20 protein-coding genes, 1 tRNA gene and 1 riboswitch are annotated in these 22624 nt (G+C 36.3%); all 21 genes read left to right on the plus strand.

The genetic code is table 11. The annotated features are described in order from the left end of the window. Window positions 1-82: 82 nt before the first annotated feature. The 21 genes from UFO1_RS10200 (at window position 83) to UFO1_RS10300 (ending at window position 22571) form a co-directional block, all read left to right on the plus strand. A complete protein-coding gene (locus UFO1_RS10200) occupies window positions 83-1390 on the plus strand; it encodes a DUF512 domain-containing protein (protein ID WP_038670492.1) in 1308 nt (435 codons plus the stop codon). A gap of 4 nt (window positions 1391-1394) precedes the next feature. Beyond that, window positions 1395-1931 carry a cob(I)yrinic acid a,c-diamide adenosyltransferase gene (locus tag UFO1_RS10205; protein ID WP_038670493.1) on the plus strand — a complete coding sequence of 179 codons (537 nt, stop codon included), beginning with the start codon at window positions 1395-1397 and terminating at the stop codon, window positions 1929-1931. Window positions 1932-1971: 40 nt separating this feature from the next. Beyond that, on the plus strand, window positions 1972-3294 hold the full coding sequence (gene der, locus UFO1_RS10210; RefSeq protein WP_038670495.1) for a ribosome biogenesis GTPase Der: 1323 nt from the start codon (window positions 1972-1974) through the stop codon (window positions 3292-3294). Between the two features lie 21 nt (window positions 3295-3315). Further along, a complete protein-coding gene (gene plsY / locus UFO1_RS10215) occupies window positions 3316-3930 on the plus strand; it encodes a glycerol-3-phosphate 1-O-acyltransferase PlsY (RefSeq protein ID WP_038670497.1) in 615 nt (204 codons plus the stop codon). 234 nt (window positions 3931-4164) lie between these two features. Further along, on the plus strand, window positions 4165-5643 hold the full coding sequence (gene spoIVA, locus UFO1_RS10220) for a stage IV sporulation protein A (protein WP_038670499.1): 1479 nt from the start codon (window positions 4165-4167) through the stop codon (window positions 5641-5643). 256 nt (window positions 5644-5899) lie between these two features. Next, window positions 5900-6346 (plus strand): ACT domain-containing protein, encoded by a 447-nt coding sequence (locus tag UFO1_RS10225; RefSeq protein WP_007934159.1) that lies wholly within the window; start codon window positions 5900-5902, stop codon window positions 6344-6346. 13 nt (window positions 6347-6359) lie between these two features. Further along, complete coding sequence (locus tag UFO1_RS10230; protein ID WP_038670502.1) at window positions 6360-7655, plus strand: homoserine dehydrogenase; 1296 nt, start codon at window positions 6360-6362, stop codon at window positions 7653-7655. A gap of 28 nt (window positions 7656-7683) precedes the next feature. Then, complete coding sequence (gene thrB / locus UFO1_RS10235) at window positions 7684-8595, plus strand: homoserine kinase (RefSeq protein WP_038670504.1); 912 nt, start codon at window positions 7684-7686, stop codon at window positions 8593-8595. Between the two features lie 45 nt (window positions 8596-8640). Beyond that, window positions 8641-8717, plus strand: a tRNA-Pro gene (locus tag UFO1_RS10240). Between the two features lie 560 nt (window positions 8718-9277). Further along, window positions 9278-9379: riboswitch (purine riboswitch) on the plus strand. A 205-nt stretch (window positions 9380-9584) separates the two neighbouring features. After that, window positions 9585-10382, plus strand: coding sequence for a xanthine dehydrogenase family protein subunit M (locus tag UFO1_RS10245; protein ID WP_038670507.1), 798 nt, complete (start codon window positions 9585-9587; stop codon window positions 10380-10382). Then, window positions 10373-10822, plus strand: a complete 450-nt coding sequence (locus UFO1_RS10250; RefSeq protein WP_038670508.1) for a (2Fe-2S)-binding protein — start codon at window positions 10373-10375, stop codon at window positions 10820-10822. The genes UFO1_RS10245 and UFO1_RS10250 overlap by 10 nt, the downstream gene beginning before the upstream one ends. 1 nt (window position 10823) lies before the next feature. Beyond that, window positions 10824-13112: a xanthine dehydrogenase family protein molybdopterin-binding subunit gene (locus tag UFO1_RS10255; RefSeq protein WP_038670510.1), complete on the plus strand. Its 2289-nt coding sequence runs from the start codon at window positions 10824-10826 to the stop codon at window positions 13110-13112. Between the two features lie 108 nt (window positions 13113-13220). Next, window positions 13221-14552: a nucleobase:cation symporter-2 family protein gene (locus UFO1_RS10260; protein ID WP_084159929.1), complete on the plus strand. Its 1332-nt coding sequence runs from the start codon at window positions 13221-13223 to the stop codon at window positions 14550-14552. Between the two features lie 201 nt (window positions 14553-14753). Beyond that, window positions 14754-16007, plus strand: coding sequence for an aspartate aminotransferase family protein (locus UFO1_RS10265; protein WP_038670512.1), 1254 nt, complete (start codon window positions 14754-14756; stop codon window positions 16005-16007). Window positions 16008-16018: 11 nt separating this feature from the next. Beyond that, a complete protein-coding gene (locus tag UFO1_RS10270) occupies window positions 16019-16462 on the plus strand; it encodes a type II toxin-antitoxin system RatA family toxin (protein WP_038670514.1) in 444 nt (147 codons plus the stop codon). Between the two features lie 19 nt (window positions 16463-16481). Beyond that, window positions 16482-17351, plus strand: a complete 870-nt coding sequence (htpX, locus tag UFO1_RS10275; RefSeq protein ID WP_038670516.1) for a zinc metalloprotease HtpX — start codon at window positions 16482-16484, stop codon at window positions 17349-17351. Window positions 17352-17473: 122 nt separating this feature from the next. Next, complete coding sequence (locus UFO1_RS10280) at window positions 17474-17986, plus strand: gamma carbonic anhydrase family protein (protein WP_038670518.1); 513 nt, start codon at window positions 17474-17476, stop codon at window positions 17984-17986. A gap of 13 nt (window positions 17987-17999) precedes the next feature. Beyond that, on the plus strand, window positions 18000-18416 hold the full coding sequence (gene ndk / locus UFO1_RS10285; protein WP_038670520.1) for a nucleoside-diphosphate kinase: 417 nt from the start codon (window positions 18000-18002) through the stop codon (window positions 18414-18416). A 25-nt stretch (window positions 18417-18441) separates the two neighbouring features. Further along, complete coding sequence (locus UFO1_RS10290; protein ID WP_038670522.1) at window positions 18442-18945, plus strand: cob(I)yrinic acid a,c-diamide adenosyltransferase; 504 nt, start codon at window positions 18442-18444, stop codon at window positions 18943-18945. A 333-nt stretch (window positions 18946-19278) separates the two neighbouring features. Next, on the plus strand, window positions 19279-21363 hold the full coding sequence (gene fusA, locus UFO1_RS10295) for an elongation factor G (protein WP_038670524.1): 2085 nt from the start codon (window positions 19279-19281) through the stop codon (window positions 21361-21363). Window positions 21364-21527: 164 nt separating this feature from the next. Then, the gene (locus tag UFO1_RS10300) at window positions 21528-22571 is read left to right on the plus strand and encodes a sugar ABC transporter substrate-binding protein (RefSeq protein ID WP_038670526.1); all 1044 of its coding nucleotides are present in this window, start codon (window positions 21528-21530) and stop codon (window positions 22569-22571) included. Window positions 22572-22624 lie beyond the last annotated feature (53 nt).

Consider the following 22624-nt stretch of genomic DNA (forward strand, 5'->3'; position numbering starts at 1 on the left):
TAGAGTGATGCTCTTTCATCACTCTTTCTTTATTTGCAGGAAATAAAGAAAAATTAAGGAATATACATAAGAGGTGAGATTGGTGGTATATAGCGGTATTATTGCAAAAGTTATGCCAAATAGTATTGCTGAAGAAGTAGGATTAGAATCTGGAGATCGTTTGCTTGCCGTAGATGGAGAAAACATTCGAGATATCATTGATTTAAGCTTTGCTTTAGCAGATGACTGTGTAGAAATTTTAGTTGAGAAGAAGAACGGTGAACAGGAAATTCTTGAAATAGAGAAAGAGTATGATGAAGATTTAGGTATTGAATTTGAAAGCGCTGTTTTTGACGGTGTTCGTCGATGTGCTAATAAATGTATCTTTTGTTTTGTAGATCAGATGGCACCAGGTATGAGGGAAAGTCTATATGTCAAAGACGATGATTATCGATTATCATTTTTGTACGGAAACTTTGTAACATTAACAAATCTTGGCCCACAAGATATTAAGAGAATACGTCAGCTTCATTTGTCACCTTTATACATATCAGTGCATACTACAAATGGTCTTCTTCGTGAGAAAATGTTAAATAATAAAAATGCAGGAAACATCATGACACAACTACGTACACTAATTGATAGTGGCGTTGAAATGCATACACAGATCGTATTGTGTCCAGACATAAACGATGGGGACGAACTAGAAAAAACAATAAATGATTTATATGCATTGCATCCTAATGTATTGTCTATGGCAATTGTCCCTGTTGGCTTAAGTCGTTATCGGGATGCATGTTATACATTGCAGGGATTTACCCCTGAGAAGGCTCATGCAGTTGTCGATAAAATAACTCAATGGCAAAAAAAATGCCGTGATAAAAGTGGTACCTCCTTTGTATATTTATCGGATGAATTTTATCTTACAGCTGATTTGCCAATTCCAGCCTATGAGATGTATGATAATTTCCCTCAACTTGAAAATGGAATCGGTCTCGTTCGGAATTTCCTTGCTGAATGGCAGGAAGAACCACTTAAAATGCAAGGGTATACTGAGCCTCATTATTTAGATGTAGTTTGTGGCATATCTGCAAAAAAAGTATTAGGGCCTTTGTTAGAAAATTTAGAAATACCCAATTTGACGATTCGAGTGCTGTCCGTAGAAAATGTTTTCTTTGGTACGGATATAACGGTAAGTGGCTTATTAACTGGACAAGATATTTGTAGCACCTTAGATGAAGTTGGAGGAGTTAGAACTGGGGTTATAGTACCTGGATCAGCTCTAAAAAAAGGGGAAACAATATTTTTGGATAATACGACATGTGACGAATTAGAAATAAATTTAGGAGTACCTGTACGCGCCGCTTATAGTGCTACGGATTTAAGACAGTTATTACAAGCGTGGAGGTAAATTCATGACTAATTTGGGATTGATTCAAGTATATACTGGCAATGGCAAGGGGAAAACTACTGCTAGCTTAGGTTTAGCATTTAGAGCATGTGGACATGGTTTAAAAGTATGTATGATCCAATTTATGAAAAATAGTACAGAGTATGGTGAAGTAAAAATCAGTAACTATTTACCTGGGTTTAAATTAATTCAAGTTGGGCGCAATGATTTCGTAGATTTGGAAAATCCAGAGGATATTGATAAAAAATTAGCACAGGATGGATGGGAGGTAGCAAAGTCAATCCTAATGTCTAGTGAGTTTGATATTATTATTCTTGATGAAATTAATGTAGCCATGGCTTGTAAATTACTCAATGTGAACAAAGTTATCGATTTCTTAACAAGAGATTGTGACTCATTAGAAAAACGTCCAGAAATAATATTAACTGGTAGATACGCTCCACCGGAAATTATTGCCGTTGCCCATCTAGTAACTGAGATGCAAGAAATTCGACACAATTATTCCGAGGGAATAGAAGCGCGTCAAGGAATCGAATTTTAAATTTTTGAATAAGAATATAACAAGTATAGGAGATAAATATATGAGCAAACCAATTCTAGCCATAGTTGGGCGACCTAATGTTGGTAAATCCACTTTATTTAATTATATAGGACAAAAAAGAGTGTCAATCGTTGAGGATATCCCTGGCGTTACTCGTGATCGTATTTACTTAGATGCTGAGTGGCTTGGTCGTGAATTTACTATGATTGATACAGGTGGTATTGAAATAGAGTCTAGCGACAAAATTTTGACTGCTATGAGATATCAGGCAAAATTAGCAATTGACGAAGCAGATGCCATTTTATTCATTGTAGATGGTAAGGTAGGTTTAACCTCTGCCGACGAAGAGGTCGCTATTATTTTGCGTAATACGCGTAAACCTGTTATATTGGCCGTTAATAAAGTTGATAATATGAACAAGGCAAATGAAATTTATGAATTTTATAATTTAGGTCTTGGTGACCCCATTGCAATTTCTGCGGCAAATGCCTTAAATATTGGTGATTTGCTCGATGAGATTGTTAAACGTTTACCAAATGAAGAAATTCAAGAAGAAGATAATGAGAAAATTAGAGTTGCGGTGATTGGCCGCCCTAATGTAGGAAAATCTTCTTTAGTGAATCGACTAGTTGGTGAAGAACGGGTTATTGTAAGTGATGTAGCAGGCACTACTCGTGATGCTATTGATACTCACTTTACGAAAGATGATACATCCTTTGTGTTAATAGATACTGCTGGAATGCGACGCAAGGCTAAGGTTGAGCTTCCCGTTGAACGCTATAGCGTTATGCGAGCATTACGGGCTGTAGACCGTTCAGATGTAGTTTTGATCGTTATTGATGCAGTAGATGGAGTTACAGAACAGGATAAAAAAATAGCAGGTTATGCTCACGATGCAGGTAAAGCCTCTGTTATCGTTGTAAATAAGTGGGACTTATTAGAGAAAGATGGGAAAACTTCTTTACGGTATACAGAAACGATTCGTACTGAATTAGCCTTTATGCAGTATGCGCCAGTTCTTTTTATCTCAGCCCTTACTAACCAACGGGTACCACGGGTAACCGAATTAATAAAATTCGTAGCAGAACAGCATACCATGCGTGTAGCTACCAGCGTCTTAAATCAAGTTGTAGAAGATGCAGTATCTATTAATCCACCACCCTCACAATATGGTAGGCGCCTAAAAATTTACTTTACTACGCAGCCGAATGTTAAACCACCTACTTTTGTTTTCTTCGTAAATGAACCAGATATTATGCATTTTTCCTACTTGCGTTTTTTAGAAAATAGATTAAGAGAAAGTTTTGGCTTCGAAGGAACCCCTTTAAAGCTAGTCGTTCGTGGACGTAAAGAAGAAGAATAATAAATAGGAGAAATAGTGATAATGGATTATTTACTCATCGCTATACTCGGGTATTTGATCGGCTCTATTCCTAATGGTCTACTTATTGGGAAAAAGCTATATAATGTAGACTTACGTCAATTCGGTAGTAAAAATATTGGAGCAACGAATGCCTTTCGTACCCTGGGATTATGGCCTGCTTTATGGGTATTTCTTACTGATGCATTAAAAGGGGTTATTGCAGTTTATTTAGGTAGCATTTTGGTAGGTACGCCGACAGCGTTATTAACAGGCGGAATTGCTGCTATCGTTGGCCATAACTGGTCAATATTATTGAATTTTACAGGTGGGCGTGGCGTTGCTACTGGTTTAGGTGTCATCGCTGTCTTAGTACCTAAAATTACAGTAGTGATTTTCCTACTATGGGCTATTATTGTTTATATTACTCGTTATGTATCTCTTGCTTCGATTGTTTCAGCAGTGCTGGTACCTATTTTAATGTGGTTTTCTGGTGAACAAATTGAATTTTTTTATTTTGGTATTATTGCTGCCTTATTTGTTGTTGGTAGGCACAAAACTAACATTGAAAGATTACTGAAGGGCACAGAGTTGAAAATAAAAGTAGGAAACAGATTAGTTGATTCAAAAGAAAAATAAATATCAAGTTGAAAAGAAAAAGACTTGGCATGTGCCAAGTCTTTTCTTATTTTGTAATATTATTGCTGGCATGTCATATATTTATAATGATTAAATTGCCAGTATTTCATTACTTTTTAAAATACTATTTAATATCGTTTAATTATCATTTTTTCTTCAGGGGAGGGATGGATGCGAGTGTAGAACATACGCGAGTATTTTTCATAAAGCGCAGTTGTGGGGAGGGAAAGGTAAATGGAAAAATTCGATTTATTTCGAGATATTGCCGAACGTACTGGTGGTGATATTTATATTGGTGTCGTAGGTCCAGTACGTACAGGGAAATCAACGTTTATTAAACGATTTATGGAAACAATGGTATTACCTAATATGATTGATCCCTATGAAAAAGAAAGAGCTAAAGATGAATTACCACAAAGTGCGGCCGGCAAAACAATTATGACTACAGAACCCAAGTTTATTCCAAATGAAGCTGTAGAAATTAATGTTAAAGACAACATTAATGTAAGAGTTAGAATGGTTGATTGTGTAGGCTACACTGTTGACGGTGCATTAGGTTATGAAGAAGAAGATGGCCCCCGTATGGTGCTTACACCTTGGTTTGATCATGAGATTCCTTTCCAAGAGGCAGCAGAGGTAGGCACAAAAAAAGTAATTGATGAACATTCAACAATTGGTCTTGTGATTACTACTGATGGTAGTGTAACAGATTTACCAAGAGAAAAATATTTGCCTGCTGAAGAACGAGTCATTAATGAACTGAAAGAGCTGGAAAAACCATTTTTAATTATATTAAACACCTGCCGACCAGCGGCAAAGGAAACACGTGAATTAGTTGCCAAACTCGAAAACACCTACGACGTACCAGTTGTTCCTGTTGATTGTATTCAACTAAGCCAGGATGATATATATGCTATCTTGCAAGAAGTATTGTATGAATTTCCAGTTAAAGAAGTTAATATTTCTTTACCAAAATGGATTGAAGAACTGGAGAATGAGCATTGGCTTAGAGAAAAATTTGATGATGCAGTACAAGAGGTTATCCAATATGTAAGAAGACTAAGAGATATTGACAGGGCTATTGATGATTTGTCAGGCTATGATTTTATTGCTGATGTAATATTACATGATATGGATCTAGGAAACGGGATAGCGGTAATAGAAATTACTGCTCGTAATGATTTATTTTATCAAGTATTAGAAGAATTGACAGGTTTTACGATTTCTGGTGAGCATCACTTACTGCGTCTAATGCAAGACCTATCAGTTGCTAAACGTGAATATGATAAAATTGCCAGTGCATTAGAGCAAGTTAAATTGACTGGTTATGGCATTGTGTCACCACAATTGGATGAAATGGTGTTGGAAGAACCGGAGATTATTAGAACAGGGAATCGTTTTGGCGTAAGACTAAAAGCAGCAGCACCTTCTTTACATATTATTAGAACCGATGTACAGGCCGAAATATCACCAATTATCGGCAGTGAAAAACAAAGCGAAGAATTAGTTCAATATCTTATGAGAGAATTTGAAGGGGAACCAGAAAAAATATGGCGCACAAATCTATTTGGCAAATCACTTAATGCTTTAGTTCGAGAAGGTATCCAAAATAAACTATCAGGCATGCCAGAAAATACGCAAGTAAAATTACGAGATACTTTACAAAAGGTTGTCAATGATGGTAGTGGCGGTTTAATTTGTATTATCTTTTAAACTTTAGTAAGAAAGCTAAGATCAGATGAGTAATTAACTTCATTTGAGTCTTAGGATAAGGTAATTTATTACCATTTTTATCTATTTTTAACTAATAAAGAAAAATATGTATTTTAAATCAATAAAAAATGATCAATCTGTACAGATTGATCATTTTTTTTATGAATTATACTTGTTTTTTGTAGTACATTAATGCTATACTGTCTACTGAGAGTAGATTATTATCCGTATACGTAATACTTGAGGGGGTAAGACAGTGATTGGACAAAAATCCGTGTTTTTTTTAGTTCGGGAAGAAATATTACCAGAAGCAATAAAGAAAACAATCAAAGTAAAAGATATGCTCAAACGTGGTGAAGCACGTACTATTAATGAAGCTGTGGAAAAAATGGAATTAAGCCGCAGCGCTTATTATAAATATAAAGATTATGTATTTCCTTTTTATGAAGCAAGCAAAGAGAAAATAGTTACATTAGCATTATTGCTTGAACACAAACAAGGCGTTTTATCAAGAGTGTTAAACACTATAGCTAATGAACGTGGTAGTGTATTGACGATTAACCAAGGGATACCTCTCCAAGGTGTAGCCAATGCTACCATTTCAATTGAAACCGCTGAATTAGTCATTGATTTAGAAGCTTTATTGGATAAAGTTAGAATGGTCGAGGGCGTTAAGCGATTAGAAGTGTTAGGCCAAGCTTAATAAGGAGGAAAACATGAATAATATGATTACTATTGGCTTACTTGGTATGGGTACAGTAGGGGCAAGTGTCGTCAAAATACTGAATAACAATACCAATGATATTCTACAAAAAGTTGGCGTTCCTGTAAAGATAAAAAAAATCATGGTTCGTCAGCTTGATAAAGTTAGAAGTATCGATGTGGATGCAGAATTCACTACAGATATTGATGATATCATTAATGATAAAGAAATTGATATCATCGTTGAAGTGATGGGTGGGATAATTCCAGCCAAGGATTATATTATAAAAGCTCTGGCAGCAGGCAAGCATGTAGTAACTGCTAATAAAGATGTTGTCGCTAAATATGGGCAAGAAATATTCGAAGTTGCCGAAAAAAGTAAAGTTGATTTCTTATTTGAAGCCAGTGTTGCTGGAGGTATTCCGATAATTCGTCCCCTTAAACAATGTTTGGCAGCAAATAGAATTAGTGAAGTTATGGGAATTATTAATGGCACAACTAACTTTATGCTCACTAAAATGACAAACGAAGGTTTGGATTTTGATAGTGTATTAGCCGAAGCGCAAGCAAAAGGATATGCCGAAGCCGATCCTACTGCTGATGTAGGTGGATTTGATGCTGCTCGTAAAATTGCGATATTAGCTTCTATTGCTTTTGGTAGCAGAGTTTCAATTGACGACGTTTATGTGGAGGGTATAACTACTATCTCCACGGAAGATATAAATTATGCAAAAGAACTGGGATATGTAATTAAATTACTCGCCATCGCTAAAGATGATGAACGTGGTATTGATGTTCGTGTGCATCCAGCCTTCATTCCATCTAAGCATCCATTAGCTTCAGTACATGATGTTTTTAATGCTATCTATATTAAAGGTGATGCTGTCGGCGAAACTATGTTTTATGGAAGAGGGGCTGGAGGAATGCCTACAGCTAGTGCTGTAGTTGCCGATATTATTGATGTAGCTCGTAATATTATTCATAATGCAAATAGCCGTATACTTTGTACTTGTTATACACAGAAAAGTTTTTGTCCTGTACAAAATACAGAATCCCCATATTATATTAGATTATTAGTAGCAGATAAACCTGGTGTTTTGGCTGCTATTGCGGGTGCCTTTGGTGCGCAGCAAGTCAGTTTGCATTCAGTCATTCAAAAGCGTAAAGTAAATACTTCTTCAGAACTAGTATTAATTACGTATCAAGTTTCTGATGCGAATCTACGTCTGGCTATTAACACAATTATGGGCATGTCAGTAGTTAATAAAGTAAGTAGTGTAATACGAGTAGAAGCAGAAAATTTTGCATAGTGTCTGATAATATGATAGGAGATAGGATATGGAAATTACTGTAAAAGTTCGTGTGCCAGGAACAACTGCCAATTGTGGGCCTGGTTTTGATGCAGTAGGCATAGCCTGTACTGTTTATAATGAATTAGAATTATCTTTAAGTGAAAAAGGAACGATAAGGATTGAAATAGTAGGTGAGGGAAAAGACAGTATTCCTAGTGGTAAAGATAATATTATTTGTCAGGCAGTACAAACAGTATTAGACCGAGTTGGGAAATCTTATGAAGGCATTTATCTTAAATTGTATAATAATATTCCTTTAGCCCGTGGATTAGGAAGTAGCGCTGCTGCTATTGTGGCTGGACTTTTTGCCGCAAATGCGGCAACTGGAAATATATTAACTAAAGAGGAAATCTTTCATATGGCGACTGAAATAGAAGGTCATCCTGATAATGTTGCACCGGCAATATTCGGTGGTATTACCATTAGTGTAATGCAAGACAATCACCCTTCCTATTTGCGCTTTATTCCTGGAAAAAGCCTTAATATGGTAGTAGCAATTCCTGAGTTTAATTTGTCTACCCACAAAGCACGTCAAGTTTTACCTACATCCATAGATATTAAAGATGCTGTTTTTAATATTAGTCGTGTCGCTTTATTAATTGGTGCCCTATGTAAAGGCGAATTTCGTCATTTACGACATGCACTAGAAGATAAAATTCATCAACCTTATAGGCAACATCTCATACCGGGCATGCAACAAGTATTTAATGCTGCTATCGCAAAGGGAGCCTATGGCGCGGCTATTAGTGGTGCTGGGCCATGTCTAATCGCATTTTCTGAATCTAATTGTGATGATATTGGTATCGCCATGGTAGAGGCTTTTGCTAACAATAAGATAAATGCCAACTATGTGGTACTCAATATTGATCCTGACGGTGCAAAAGTAATTACAGAATGATTCTTGACAGAACGTTTTAAAAAAGGTAGAATAGATTTTGTTAGTCGGGGCGTAGCGCAGTTTGGTAGCGCATTAGACTGGGGGTCTAAGGGTCGCAGGTTCAAATCCTGTCGCTCCGACCATTTTATCATTAATGCTATTGACATTTTGTCAATAGCTTTTTTATTTTTTGAGAAACATCAAATTCTTAATGATATTCAATGTAGCTCTATCAAATATGAGAACGGAAACGTTAGCTTCTGCTCTCATATTTTTTATATGTTGGTATTACGTACCAACATATAAGTCTATTAGCAAAAGATGAGGATAACCTAAAAAGTTACCGAAGCTGTTGTAGATTTGTAATATTATCCTGTACACTGCCTATAGAAAAGTACATATACTGAATTATTTTAAAAATAAGAAGTGACTTATGAATAACAAGAAAGAAAATGAATCTATGTGGTGCAATCACCCCATTGTAATTTTTACTGGAATATTAGCACTATACTGTCAGTAATTCAATTATAGTATTATTTAATTTATAGGTAAATAACCCACTAGGCCTCTTACGTGCCAGGTGGGTTATTTTCTTATATTGATTTTAAATATTGATGCTTACAATCAAAATCCGAACGATATAAACAAAAAACGACTAAAAGTTTGTTTTTATTGACAGTAATATTACAGACTGTTACAATAAATGCGTTAAGTAAATATATTTCGTATAATTTTGGAGATATGGTCCAAAAGTTTCTACTGGCAACCGTTAAATTGCCTGTCTACGAGTGAAAGTGTACCTAAGGCTATACGGTGTATCGCTTACTATTTGCGTTTGCATATCCCTAATAACCATTGGACACAAGTGTTTTTAAACACTAACCGATAGGATAATCCTTGGCGGGAAGGTTTCGCTCATTTTTCTATAAAGCGAACTTTCTTACTAGGGTTATTTTTTTTGTCTAATACTTATTCCTTTATATACATTTTAAGCTTTGGGAGGTAGATGAATGTTTACATTACTTAATTTGGTACAACCAGATACTATAGAGGCGGCATATAAAGCACTAGTTGAAAAAAGAAATAACATTGTTTTAGGTGGCTGTGCTTTTTTAAGAATGGGTTCGCAAAGAATTGGTACTGCAGTAGATCTTTCAAGACTTAATTTAAATTATATTGTAGAGCAAAATGAATATGTCGAAGTAGGTGCAACAACAACATTTAGAGATATTGAAACAAATCCTCTTTTAAATCGGTATTTTAATGGAGTATTGCCAGAAGCCTTAAGCCAAATAATAGGAATCCAATTTAGGAATACCGTTATGATTGGAGCAACCGTTTATTCCAAATATGGTTTTTCCGATTTACTAACTGCATTGCTAGCTTTAGATACAGAAATAGAATTATACAAAGGTGGAAGAATGTCTCTAAAATCTTTCTTAGAGAATTCTTTTGAAAAAGATATATTGACAAGGATATTTATAAAAAAGAATGAAAGAAAAGCCAATTATCAGCATTTGAGAAATTCCTGTAGTGATTATCCCATATTAAATGTTGCTGTTTCCAAATTAAATGATCAATGGAAAATCGTTGTAGGTGCTAGGCCACAACGAGCTATAATTGTTCAAAAGGCTTCTGAAGAAGTGGCGAATTTAGAGCTGAATAGTAAGAACATAGATAGGGTAGCTACTATGGCTTCAAACGAAATTACTTTTGGAACTAATATGAGGGGTACAGCTGACTACCGAAAATCCATATGTAAAGTATTAGTAAAAAGAGCCATAATGGAGGTATTGCAATGCAAATAGAGGTTATTGTCAATTTGAAAAAAATCAAGATGGAAGTAGATGCTAATGAGTTCTTAGCTGATACATTAAGAAAATATGGAATATTAAGTGTCAGAAAAGGTTGTGATACAACCTGTTGTGGGCTTTGTACCGTATGGATAGATGATAAACCTACCTTGTCTTGTACCACACTCTCTTTTAGAGCGAATGGGAGAAAAATTACTACTATAGAAGGCGTTCATAAAGAGGCTAATGAATTTGCCCAGATACTTGTTGCAGAAGGTGCAGAGCAATGTGGCTTCTGTAGTCCCGGTTTTATTATGACTGTACTTGCGATGAAAAATGAGCTTACTAATCCAACTGAAGAAACGATAGTACATTATTTAACGGGTAACTTGTGTAGGTGTACAGGATATATGGGACAACTCAGAGCTATCAAGACCTATTTGGGGGTACTGTAAGATGAAGACCGTTGGTAAAGGTATTTCTAAGATTGATGGAATGAGTATTGCTACAGGTAAACCTGTCTATACAGAAGATTTGGCAATGGCCAATTGTTTGGTGGTAAAGCTGCTTAGAAGTCCCCATGCATTTGCAAGAATAAACTCCATTGATACCACTATTGCAGAAAAGTTAGAAGGCGTTGAATGCATTCTAACATATAAGGATGTTCCTAAACAAAGATTTTCACTAGCTGGACAATCCTACCCTGAACCTTCACCTTACGATCGACTAATCCTAGAAGAAGTAGTCAGATATATAGGAGACGAGGTCGCCATTATTGCAGCTGTAGATGAAAAGACAGCATTAAAGGCTATGTCCTTGATAAAGGTTAAATATGAACTATTTGATCCTGTTTTAGATTTTGAAAAGGCTATAGGACATGCTTCAATCGTTCATGCTGAAAATGATGTTCACTGCAATTTTGATATTGGTATGAAAAAGGATTTGAATATTGTCTCCTCGCATAAGGTCGAAGTAGGAAATATAGATGAAGAAATAAAAAAATGTGACATAGTTGTTGAAGAAACTTATTATACTCAGGCAAATGCTCACGCAATGATGGAAACCTATCGGGCTTCTAGTTATTTAGATCACACGGGGAGACTTGTAATCGTAAGTTCAACACAAATCCCTTTCCATGTCAGACGTCAGTTAGCAAAAGCTTTACAAATACCTGCTAGTAAAATAAGAGTTATTAAACCAAGAATTGGTGGAGGATTTGGCGGTAAGCAAACTTCAGCTGTTGAAATATTTACAGCGATTGTTACTCTGAAAACAGGAAAACCAGCAATTATTATATATGACAGAAAAGAAACCTTTAGTTGCACTACCAGTCGTCATGCAATGAGACTATCGGTTAGATTGGGAGCCGATAGTAATGGGTATATCCGAGTTGTAGATATTCAAGGTTTATCTGATACAGGAGCTTATGGAGAACACGCTTCTACGGTTTTTTCGGTAGTAGGGGATAAAACTCTTCCCTTATATAATAAAACAACGGCTGTTCGTTTTACGGGTAATGTTGTGTATACCAATAAAATGCCCGCTGGAGCATTTCGAGGCTATGGAGCTACGCAAGGTGCTTATGCATTAGAGTCAACAGTTAATTTACTAGCAGAAAAACTAGCTATGGATCCGACCGAAATTCGATTAATGAATTTAATAAAAGAAGGTGAAACATGCCTAACATATAACGGTAAACTGCTGGGAAGCTCCACATTACACAAGTGCATAGAAAAGGGTAAAGAGTTAATAGGCTGGAAAGAAAGATACCCTGCGCAACAAATTGACAAAAACAGAGTAAGGGCTATTGGTATGGCAGTTACTATGCAGGGATCAGGTATAGCTGGTATTGATACTGCATCAGCAGAAATACGACTTAACGACGACGGCAACTTTACCCTTCTCATCGGCTCTACAGATATGGGAACGGGCAGCGATACGATTTTGGCGCAAATGGCTGCCGAGATTTTAGAGATTCCCATAGAAAATATTATCGTTAACGCTGCCGATACAGACATTTCTCCCTACGATCCAGGCTCGTATGCTTCAAGTACAACTTATGTTACAGGGATGGCTGTGGTACAAGCAGCGCAAGATTTAAAAAGGCAAATTATTGAAAGCGGTGCAAAGTTTCTAGAAGTTTCATCAGAGGAAGTAGAATTTGATGGAGAAACTATAAGTATGATCAAAGGAGAGGGATCCGTTAGGCTTGAAAAACTAGCTGAATTTTTAGTTTTAGGAACGGGTAAACATCAACTAGTAGGTAATGCAACCTATGGAAGCCCCGTTTCGCCGCCACCATTTATTGCTGGTTTTGCCGAAGTAGAGGTTGATAAAGAAACTGGAAAGATAGACTTAATAGATTTTGTAGCCGTGGTAGATTGTGGAACTGTTATAAACCCCAAGTTAGCAAGGATTCAAGTAGAGGGCGGTATAGTTCAGGGCATTGGTATGGCACTCTATGAAGATGTGAAATTTGGGGATAAAGGAAAGCTACTGACAAATACATTTATGCAGTACAAAATCCCCTGTAGAAAAGATATTGGAAATGTACAAGTTGCTTTTGAAGAAAGTTTTGAAAAGACAGGACCTTTTGGCGCAAAATCTATAGGTGAAGTAGTTATTAATACACCTGCACCAGCAATTGCACATGCAGTTTATAATGCAGTTGGTGTTAGGGTAACATCACTTCCAATTACTCCTGAAAAAGTATTTATGGGAATGCAGAATAGAATAAATTTCTAGTTAAACGTGTTTATTTAAAGGTCATTACTTTATATATAAACTTAAAATAAAAAATAGGAGATTGGACAATTGGAAAACAAAAAAAACATTCATCCAGTAGACGAACTTATGCCTAAAGGGCAGTTATTTACTTACGGGCTACAACATGTAATGGCTATGTATGCTGGTTGTGTTGCTGTTCCTTTGATAATCGCCAATGCACTAAAATTAACCTCGGAACAATTGATTATTTTGATTAATTCCGATTTGTTTGTCGCAGGTATAGCAACGATTATTCAATCCTTGGGGCTATTAAATATGGGTATTAAAAGCCCCATAGTGCAAGGTGTTTCCTTTGCGGCTGTAGCACCAATGGTTTTGGTTGGGCAAAACGCTGGTGGACAAGTTCCCGGATTATTAGCGATTTTTGGTGCAACCATAGCTGCAGGTGTTATCAGCTATGCTATAAGTCCACTATTTAGCCGGCTTATTCGTTTTTTTCCACCAGTAGTAACTGGTTCTATTATTACTTTGATTGGCATTTCATTATTACCAGTTGCCATACGGTGGGCAGGGGGGGGCATCCCTGGTACGCCTAATTTTGGTAGTATTCAATCCATTGGAATGGCATTTGCAGTATTAATGCTGGTTATTATACTATATCGGTACTTAAAAGGATTTTATAGTAACATAGCTGTACTGCTCGGATTAGTCATCGGTACTATAATTGCTATACCTTTGGGTATGGTTGATTTTTCTAAAGTTGAAAACGCGGCTTGGATTGGCTTGGTTCAGCCTTTTTACTTTGGTTGGCCTACATTTGATTTAGCTGGAATTGTTGCTCTGGTTATTGCAATGTTGGTTATTATGACAGAAACAACAGGCGATTTTATTGCCGTTGGCGAAATTATTGGTAAGCCAGTAACTCAGCAGGATTTGACTAGAGGATTACGGGCAGACTCTTTTTCTACCATGCTTGGTGGTATCATGAATACGTTTCCTCACTCAGCCTTTGCCCAAAATGTTGGCCTTGTCAGCCTAACTAGAATTAAGAGCCGATATGTTGTTGTTGCCGCTGGAATGATTCTTGTTACATTAGGACTATTTCCTAAGGCTGCTGCTGTCGTCGCCTGCATCCCTACACCAGTACTTGGTGGTGCTGGAATTGCAATGTTTGGAATGGTTGCCGCAAGTGGCATTCGGGCTCTTACTGCCGTAAAATTTGAAGGTACACATAATGCCATGATTGTGGCAATAAGCATTGGAGTCGGATTAATACCTCTAGCAGTGCCAAGTTTTTATCAAAACTTCCCTAAATGGGCTCAGGTAATTTTGCATAGCGGAATAACATCTGGTAGTATTTTAGCAATTGGTTTAAACTACTTCTTTAATGAATTAGGTAACAATACACAAAGTCCTAATGTTGTTACTACAAGATATGCACAAACGAAGAATGTTTAATTAAGTCTATAAAGAAAAACCTCCACATTACGTTCGTTAGAAGTGTGTAATGTGGAGGTTTTTTTGTCTCTATTAAAAATAAATCAAATATAGATATTAGGATAGGAAAAATAATGAATTCAGAGTATATAAAAGAGGAATTTTATTGCTATAAATAGAAAACAATACCAAGGAGAATATTTTCTTTTTGGAGGTGTCTGTGTGAATTCAGAGCACATAATTAGTGAAACAATCGAAAATTATGAACAATATATTAATCCAGCGATGGCCAAGTTGTTCCGTTATATGGGTCTGTCAACAGTGGAATGGAAAGCTGAAGGCAATATAATATATGATATTGATGGTAAAGAATATATTGACTGCCTAGGTGGCTATGGAGTATTTAGTTTAGGTCATCGCCATCCTAAAGTTGTTGAGGCAGTAAAAAAACAACTTGATTTTATGCCCTTGTCTAGTAAAGTATTATTTAATAAGCCTATGGCTGATTTGTCTGCCTTACTAGCAGAAATTACACCAGGAGAGTTACAGTATAGCTTTATAGGAAATAGTGGTACTGAAGCGGTTGAAGGAGCACTGAAACTTGCGCGAATTCATACTGGAAGATCTAGAATAATCTCTACTACTAATTCTTTTCATGGTAAAACATTGGGATCACTTAGTGCCACTGGAAGGGATTTATTTCGCGATCCATTTAAACCATTATTGGATGGTTTTGAACATATCCCTTTTAATGATTTAGAAGCAGTCAAACAAGTCATGAGTCATGATGTTGCTGCTGTTATTGTGGAGCCAATTCAAGGTGAAGGGGGAATTATCGTTCCTTCCGATGATTATTTGCCTGCCCTTCGCAAACTTTGTGACGAATACGGAGCTTTGCTCATTTGCGATGAAGTCCAGACGGGTTTAGGACGAACGGGCAAAATGTTTGCCAGCGATCATTATAATGTAATACCCGATATTTTAACAACTGCTAAAGCCCTTGGTGGTGGCATTATGCCCATCGGTGCATTTACAGCAAAACCAGATATTTGGGAAAAATATATAACTAGTCCTTTTTTACATACTTCCACCTTTGGCGGCAACCCTCTAGCATGTGTCGCTGCAATAGCAGCAATTCATGTCTTGCGCGATGAAGATATTATCAACAAGTCTGCGACCACTGGCGCGTACTTTCTCGCTAAATTAAAGAGCCTGCAGCAAACTTATCCTGATGTTATTAAAGATGTACGGGGCAAGGGTCTTATGATTGGCATTGAATTAACAAAAGAAGGAATTGGTGGTTTACTAATTTCAGAACTTGTTAACAAAGGTGTTTTAGCAGCGTATACGCTTAATAATCCAAAAGTAATACGTATGGAACCACCATTAATTATTACAAAGGAATTAATTGATCTTGTACTTAAAGTTCTACACGATGCAGTAGAAATGGCTCATGATATGATTGAAGATTTGTAGGAGGATTTATAATGCCATATGTTGAGGTAATGATTTCAGTTAGTTGTGATCGGGCGAAAATTTATCCGATCTTAAAGGATATGGAGAAGTATCCTGATTTCATGAATGATTTAGTTAGTGTTGAAGTACTAGAACGTACGGGTAATACTACGGTTACTAAGTGGGTATCTAATGTTGATGGACGAGTTATTAAATGGACAGAATTAGATACTTTTGATGATGAAAATATGCATATTTCCTATAAACAAGTAGAAGGTGATCTAAAGAAAATGGAAGGGGAATGGTTGTTAACCCCTAATAGCGAAGGTACGGAAATTAAGCTAACTGTAGATTTTGAATTTGGTATTCCTATGATATCAGGTCTATTAAATCCAATCCTAAAGAAAAAGGTCCGTGACAATAGTATAAATATGCTTAAAGCTGTCAAAGAGAAAGTGGAAACTAATATATTGTAGATGTATGTGAGGTGCAAATTTGAATACAGTAAGGACGGCAGTTCTATTAGCTGCTCTAACAGGATTATTATTAGCGGTAGGTGCCTTCTTCGGTGGAACGAAGGGTATGACAATTATGTTCGTAGTGTCTCTGCTGATGAATTTTGTTAATTACTGGTTTAGTGATAAAATAGTTCTTAGTATGTATGGTGCAAGAGAAGTTCCCCCCCAAGGTGCCGTTGATTTAATTAAGATGGTTTCTGGCTTAGCAAAAAAAGCTAAGCTTCCGATGCCCAAAGTATATATTATTGATACTGATGTGCCGAATGCTTTTGCAACTGGACGCAATCCTAAGCATGCTGCTGTAGCAGTAACTACAGGTATCATGCGAGTACTTAAAGATGAAGAACTTGAGGGTGTAATTGCTCATGAGTTAGCCCATATTAAAAATCATGACACTCTCGTTAGTACGATAGTAGCCACTGTCGCTGGTGTCATTACTATGATTGCCAATATTGCTCAATGGACGGCATTCTTAGGTTTGGAAAATCATGATGATGAAGAAAGTTTTGGGGTTACAAGTATTGTAGAATTTATTTTTTTAGTATTATTAGCTCCTATTGCTGCAACTCTAATTCAATTAGGAATTTCACGTGCAAGAGAATTTCAGGCAGATAAAATAGGTAGTTCAATTTCCGGAAATCCGATATCCCTTGCTAATGCCTTAGAAAAAATTGAATATTACGCGAAAGATAAAGTAATGTTAGAAGCAACTCCAGCTACATCTCATATGTTTATTGTTAATCCGTTTAGTGGTGCTGGTATTTGGATGATGAGGTTATTTAGTACTCACCCTACTACTAGTGACAGGGTTATTAAATTAAAAGAGTTAGCCAAAAATGTACGTTAAGAAAAAAGCCTCTGAAATAATGTTCAGAGGCTTTTAAAAAAAAAAGCTATTTCATATTTTTATGCTCAATTACTGGGTATGACGACTAATTGTACTATACTATATAAAAGGGTTGATGATTCATGCAAAAACAAAATGTAATCTCATTTAAGGGGGTTACGCCTACCATAAATGATAATGTATTTTTAGCAAGTGGTGCATATATTATTGGTAATGTTACAATTGCTTCTCATGCAAATATATGGTTTAACACTGTTATACGTGGGGATGTTCATCCTATAAGTATCGGCGAATATACAAATATACAAGATAACTGTACCATACATGTTATGCATAACCAAGATACTGTAGTAGGTGATTATGTTACTGTTGGGCATGGTGTTATTTTGCATGCATGTCATATAGGAAGCAATTGCCTTATTGGCATGGGGGCAACTATATTGAGCTATACAGAAATTGGTGAGAACTGTATTATCGGGGCAGGATCTCTGATAACAGAACACAAAAAAATCCCCCCTAATTCTTTGGTGATGGGGTCGCCAGGTAAAGTGATACGTACAGTCACAGAGGAAGAAATTAAAATAATTAGACAGTCTGCCCTTACCTATTACGAAGAATCACTATATTATCGTTGAAGGGATGAGAGACATGGAAAAAACTTTGATTTTATTAAAACCCGATGCAGTTGTTAAAGGGGTCTGTGGACAAATTATTGATCGATTTGAAAAACGAGGTTTTAAAATTATTGGCTTAAAAATGTTGCAATTATCGAAAGAATTAGCTGAGACTCATTACCAAGACCATCGGAATAAGCCTTTTTTTCAAGAGCTAGTTACTTTTATTATCTCTGGACCACTGATTGCTATGGTTATATCTGGTGAAAAATCCATTAAAGCAACGCGGACTATGATGGGGTTAACAAACCCAGCGGATGCAGCACCAGGGACTATCCGTGGGGATTTTGCTCTAAATGTTAGAAATAATATAATTCACGGATCTGATAGTTTAGAAAGTGCCGAAAAAGAAATCCGAACTTTTTTTACTGACAGTGAACTCATTTCTTAATCCTTATAATAACTAGGAGGTTTTTATGAAAGTTTATACTAAAACAGGCGATAAAGGAACTACAGGCTTATTAACAGGTGAACGTATTGATAAAGATAGTCTTAGAGTTGAAGCATATGGCACAGTTGATGAAATTAACTCTGCATTAGGATTAGCTAGGGTTTCATGCAGTAAATCGTCTAGTAAGGATATTATCTTTAGTGTACAGAAAACCTTAATGCTGGTAATGGCTGAGTTAGCTAGTATTAATGCTGGTACCCATTATATTAACGAGGAACATGTGAAACAATTGGAACAATTTATTGATACAATTGATGCTCAATTACCTCCTTTAAATGAATTTATAATACCAGGTGGTAACGCAGGTGCTGCTGCTTTGGATTTGGCAAGAACAACTGCTAGAAGAGGGGAACGACAAGTTATTCGCCTATCTAAGCAAGAAATAGTTAGTGAAAAAGTGTTAGTCCTGTTAAATCGATTATCTGATCTGTGTTTTATGCTTGCTCGTTTGGAGCTTGCTCAAGATTAGCATCGCAAGAAAGTATAATACACCATTACTACTATAACAGCATACACTATAAATGTATAAACTGTGTATCATGTTAAGTAATAAGGGGGAGAACGCGGTGAAACCTTTAAAAATTTATGTTATGGCAATACCTAAGCCACTGCGTAAAATCATGCAATTGTTTTGCAAAAGCTCTTGAATTGAGTAATGATAACCGCCTATTATGGGCGGTTATTAATTTTTAAGGATAAATAAATTGAAAAGAAGGAAAGTTCAGTATTGGCAGAGAATTGTAAAAATAAGTTATATTAATTAGTGTAGGAGAATGACTAAATTAATATAGGGGGAATTAAATTGAAGGAATACAGAAGTGATAAACTTAGAAATGTGGGGATTGTAGCCCATGGTGGTGCTGGTAAGACAAGTCTCGCGGAATCCTTATTATTTAATTCAGGAGCAACAACCCGTATAGGTCGTGTGGACGATGGAACGACAATGACAGATTTTGAGCCAGAAGAAATTAAACGAAAAGTAACAATTAGCGCAGCGTTAGCCCCATGTGAATGGCGAGAGCATAAAATCAATTTTATTGATACTCCCGGATATGCTGATTTTATTGGTGAAGTAAAGGGTGCTTTAAGAGCTGTTGACAGTGCATTAGTTGTGTTATGTGCAGCATCGGGTGTTGAGGTAGAAACGGAAAAAACATGGAATTATGCAAATGAATTGCATTTACCACGAATTGCCTTTATTAACAAGATGGATCGGGAAAACGCTGATTTTTATAGCGTCATTCAAGAAATGAAAGATAAATTTGGTCCTATGGTCTTGCCTATTCAGCTTCCAATTGGTGCTGAGGACAGCTTTAACGGCATTGTCGATTTAGTAAAAATGAGAGCTTTTATCCCCTCAAATAAACAAAATACACAAATAGTAGAAGCTGATATCCCTGATAATTTGCAAGAGAAAGCTTTCGAATTTAGGCAAAAATTAATTGAAGTCGCAGCCGAATCAGATGATGATCTCTTGACCAAATACTTAGAAGGTGATGAACTATCTGAAGATGAAATAAAGGTTGGCTTATATAAAGGCATTAACCAATCAGTAATTTTTCCTGTTATGTGTGGTTCAGCTTATAAAAATATCGGTGTTCAACAAGTAATGAATACGATAGTCGACTATTTAGCCTCCCCAGCAACAAGCAAAGTCTTAGGAATGCATCCAGTTTCTAAAGAAATTTTAGAGCGGAAAACAGTAGATGCATTTTCTGGAATTGTATTTAAAACTACTGCAGATCCTTTTGTTGGACGTCTCAGTTATATCAGAGTACTATCAGGGATGATGAAGCCTGACAGTGTAATCTACAATTCATCGAAAGAAAAAATGGAGAGAATTGGGAATCTTTTTACCCTACGTGGCAAGCACCAAGAAGCGTTACCTGTTATACATGCAGGTGACATTGCTGTTGTAGCTAAATTACAGGAAACAGTAACAGGTGACTCTCTATGCGAGAAAGAAAAACCTATTATTTTTGAATCAATATCGTATCCTAAGCCTATGTTTACAATGTGTATTGAAGCTAAAAATAAGGGTGATGAAGATAAAATCGGAAATGCACTAAATCGTCTTATGGATGAAGATCAAACCTTTAAAGTCATAAAGAATACAGAAACAAAGCAATTGTTAATTAGTGGTATGGGGGAATTGCATACAGATATTATGGCGGAACGAATGAAACGTAAATTTGGTGTAGATGTAATTATATCAAATCCTAAAGTACCATATCGTGAAACAATTCGTGGGACGGTTAAAGTAGAAGGGAAACACAAAAAGCAAAGTGGCGGTCATGGACAGTACGGTCACGTGTGGTTGCAATTAGATCCGCTGCCCCTAGGTAATAATTTTGAATTTGTTGATTCAATTTTTGGTGGTTCCGTGCCACGTCAATATATCCCTGCTGTTGAAAAAGGCGTGCGAGAAGCCCTAACAGGCGGTGTTTTAGGCGGTTTTCCAATGGTAGATGTAAAAGTAACACTCTATGATGGCTCATATCATAATGTTGATTCTTCAGAAATGGCCTTCAAAATTGCCAGTATTATGGCCTTACGTAAAGGAGCATTACAAGCAAAACCAGCATTATTAGAACCAATTTGCAATGTGAGTATAAATGTACCAGACTCTTTTATGGGAGATGTAATTGCTGACTTGAACGGCAAGCGGGGCCGAATACAAGGAATGGAACCTGCCAATCAAGGGGTTGGCATTATAAAAGCTCAAGTTCCTATGTCTGAAATGTTTAGGTATGCTATCGATTTACGTTCTATTACACAAGGACGCGGATTTTTTGACTTAAACTTCTCTCATTATGAGGAAGTGCCTCCACGTATTGCAGAGATGATAATTGCTTCTAGTAAGAAAGAGAAAATTGAAGAACATTGATTTTTTAGTAACAGGCCTTTATAAGGCCTGTTATTTCTATTAATTCAAATAATCTCATGTCGCTATTTGACAGAAAAAAACATTTCTAAATTAAAGGAATTTTACAAATATTTAGTTAATAGTATGTATTGGTAAACTGAAAACATAAAGGGGGATTCTTTTAAATGAAAAAAGTGGTTAAATTTTTGGCAACCCTAATGGCATTGACTATGATGATGTCACTGCTAGCAGGCTGCAGCCAAAAAGCCCCAGCAGCAACATCGGAACAGAAAGTAGAGAAATTTAAAATTGGTCTATCCCTACCAACTCAGAGAGAGGAACGATGGGTAAGAGATAAGGAAACTATGGAAGCTGAAGCAAAAAAAATAGGTGTTGATCTAGAGGTGCAAGTTTCTGATAATGACTCAGCAAAACAAGTTTCTCAATGTGAAAATCTAATTACCAAAGGTGTTAAAATTTTGATTGTAGGTCCTCATGATAGCAAAGCAGCGGCTGCTATCGTCGAAAAAGCTCATGCTGCTGGTGTAAAAGTTATCTCTTATGATCGATTAATTTTGGATTCCGACGTTGATCTTTATGTATCTTTTGATAATTTTAAAGTCGGCGAAATTCAAGGTAAATATATAACCGAGAAAGTCGGCAAAGGCAATTATGTCGTTCTTTCTGGAGACCCTGCTGATAATAATGCCAAACTATTTAAGGAAGGTGCGATGAAGTATATTAAACCTTTAGCTGATAAAGGTGATGTTAAAATTGTATTAGAACAAGCCGTGAAAGATTGGAAACCAGATGAAGCTATGAAACACATGGAAAATGTGCTAACTGCTCAGAAAAATGATATTCAAGCAGTTCTCGCTCCTAATGACGGAACAGCAGGTGGAGCTATACAAGCAATGGCCGCTCAAGGCTTAGCTGGAAAGATTCCTGTCACTGGGCAGGACTCTGAATTAGCTGCAGCTAGAAGAATTCTTGAAGGAACTCAATCGATGACAGTCTTTAAAGATACTAGAGAACTTGGAAAAGCTGCTATCGCAGCAGCGCTAAAGATGGCAAAAGGTGAAAATCCAGGTGCTAATGGTAAGGTTAATAACGTTAAATTAGATGTCCCTTCCATTCTTGTAGAATCGGTAGTTGTTGATAAAACAAACTTAGATAAAGTATTAATCGATAGTGGATATTTAAAGAAAGAAGATGTATATAAAAAATAGTATAAATAACTAAATTGATTTTAGAGGAACAGGGAGATTTAACTGTTCCTCTA

It is taken from the genome of Pelosinus sp. UFO1 (genome assembly GCF_000725345.1).
Classification (GTDB): domain Bacteria; phylum Bacillota; class Negativicutes; order DSM-13327; family DSM-13327; genus Pelosinus.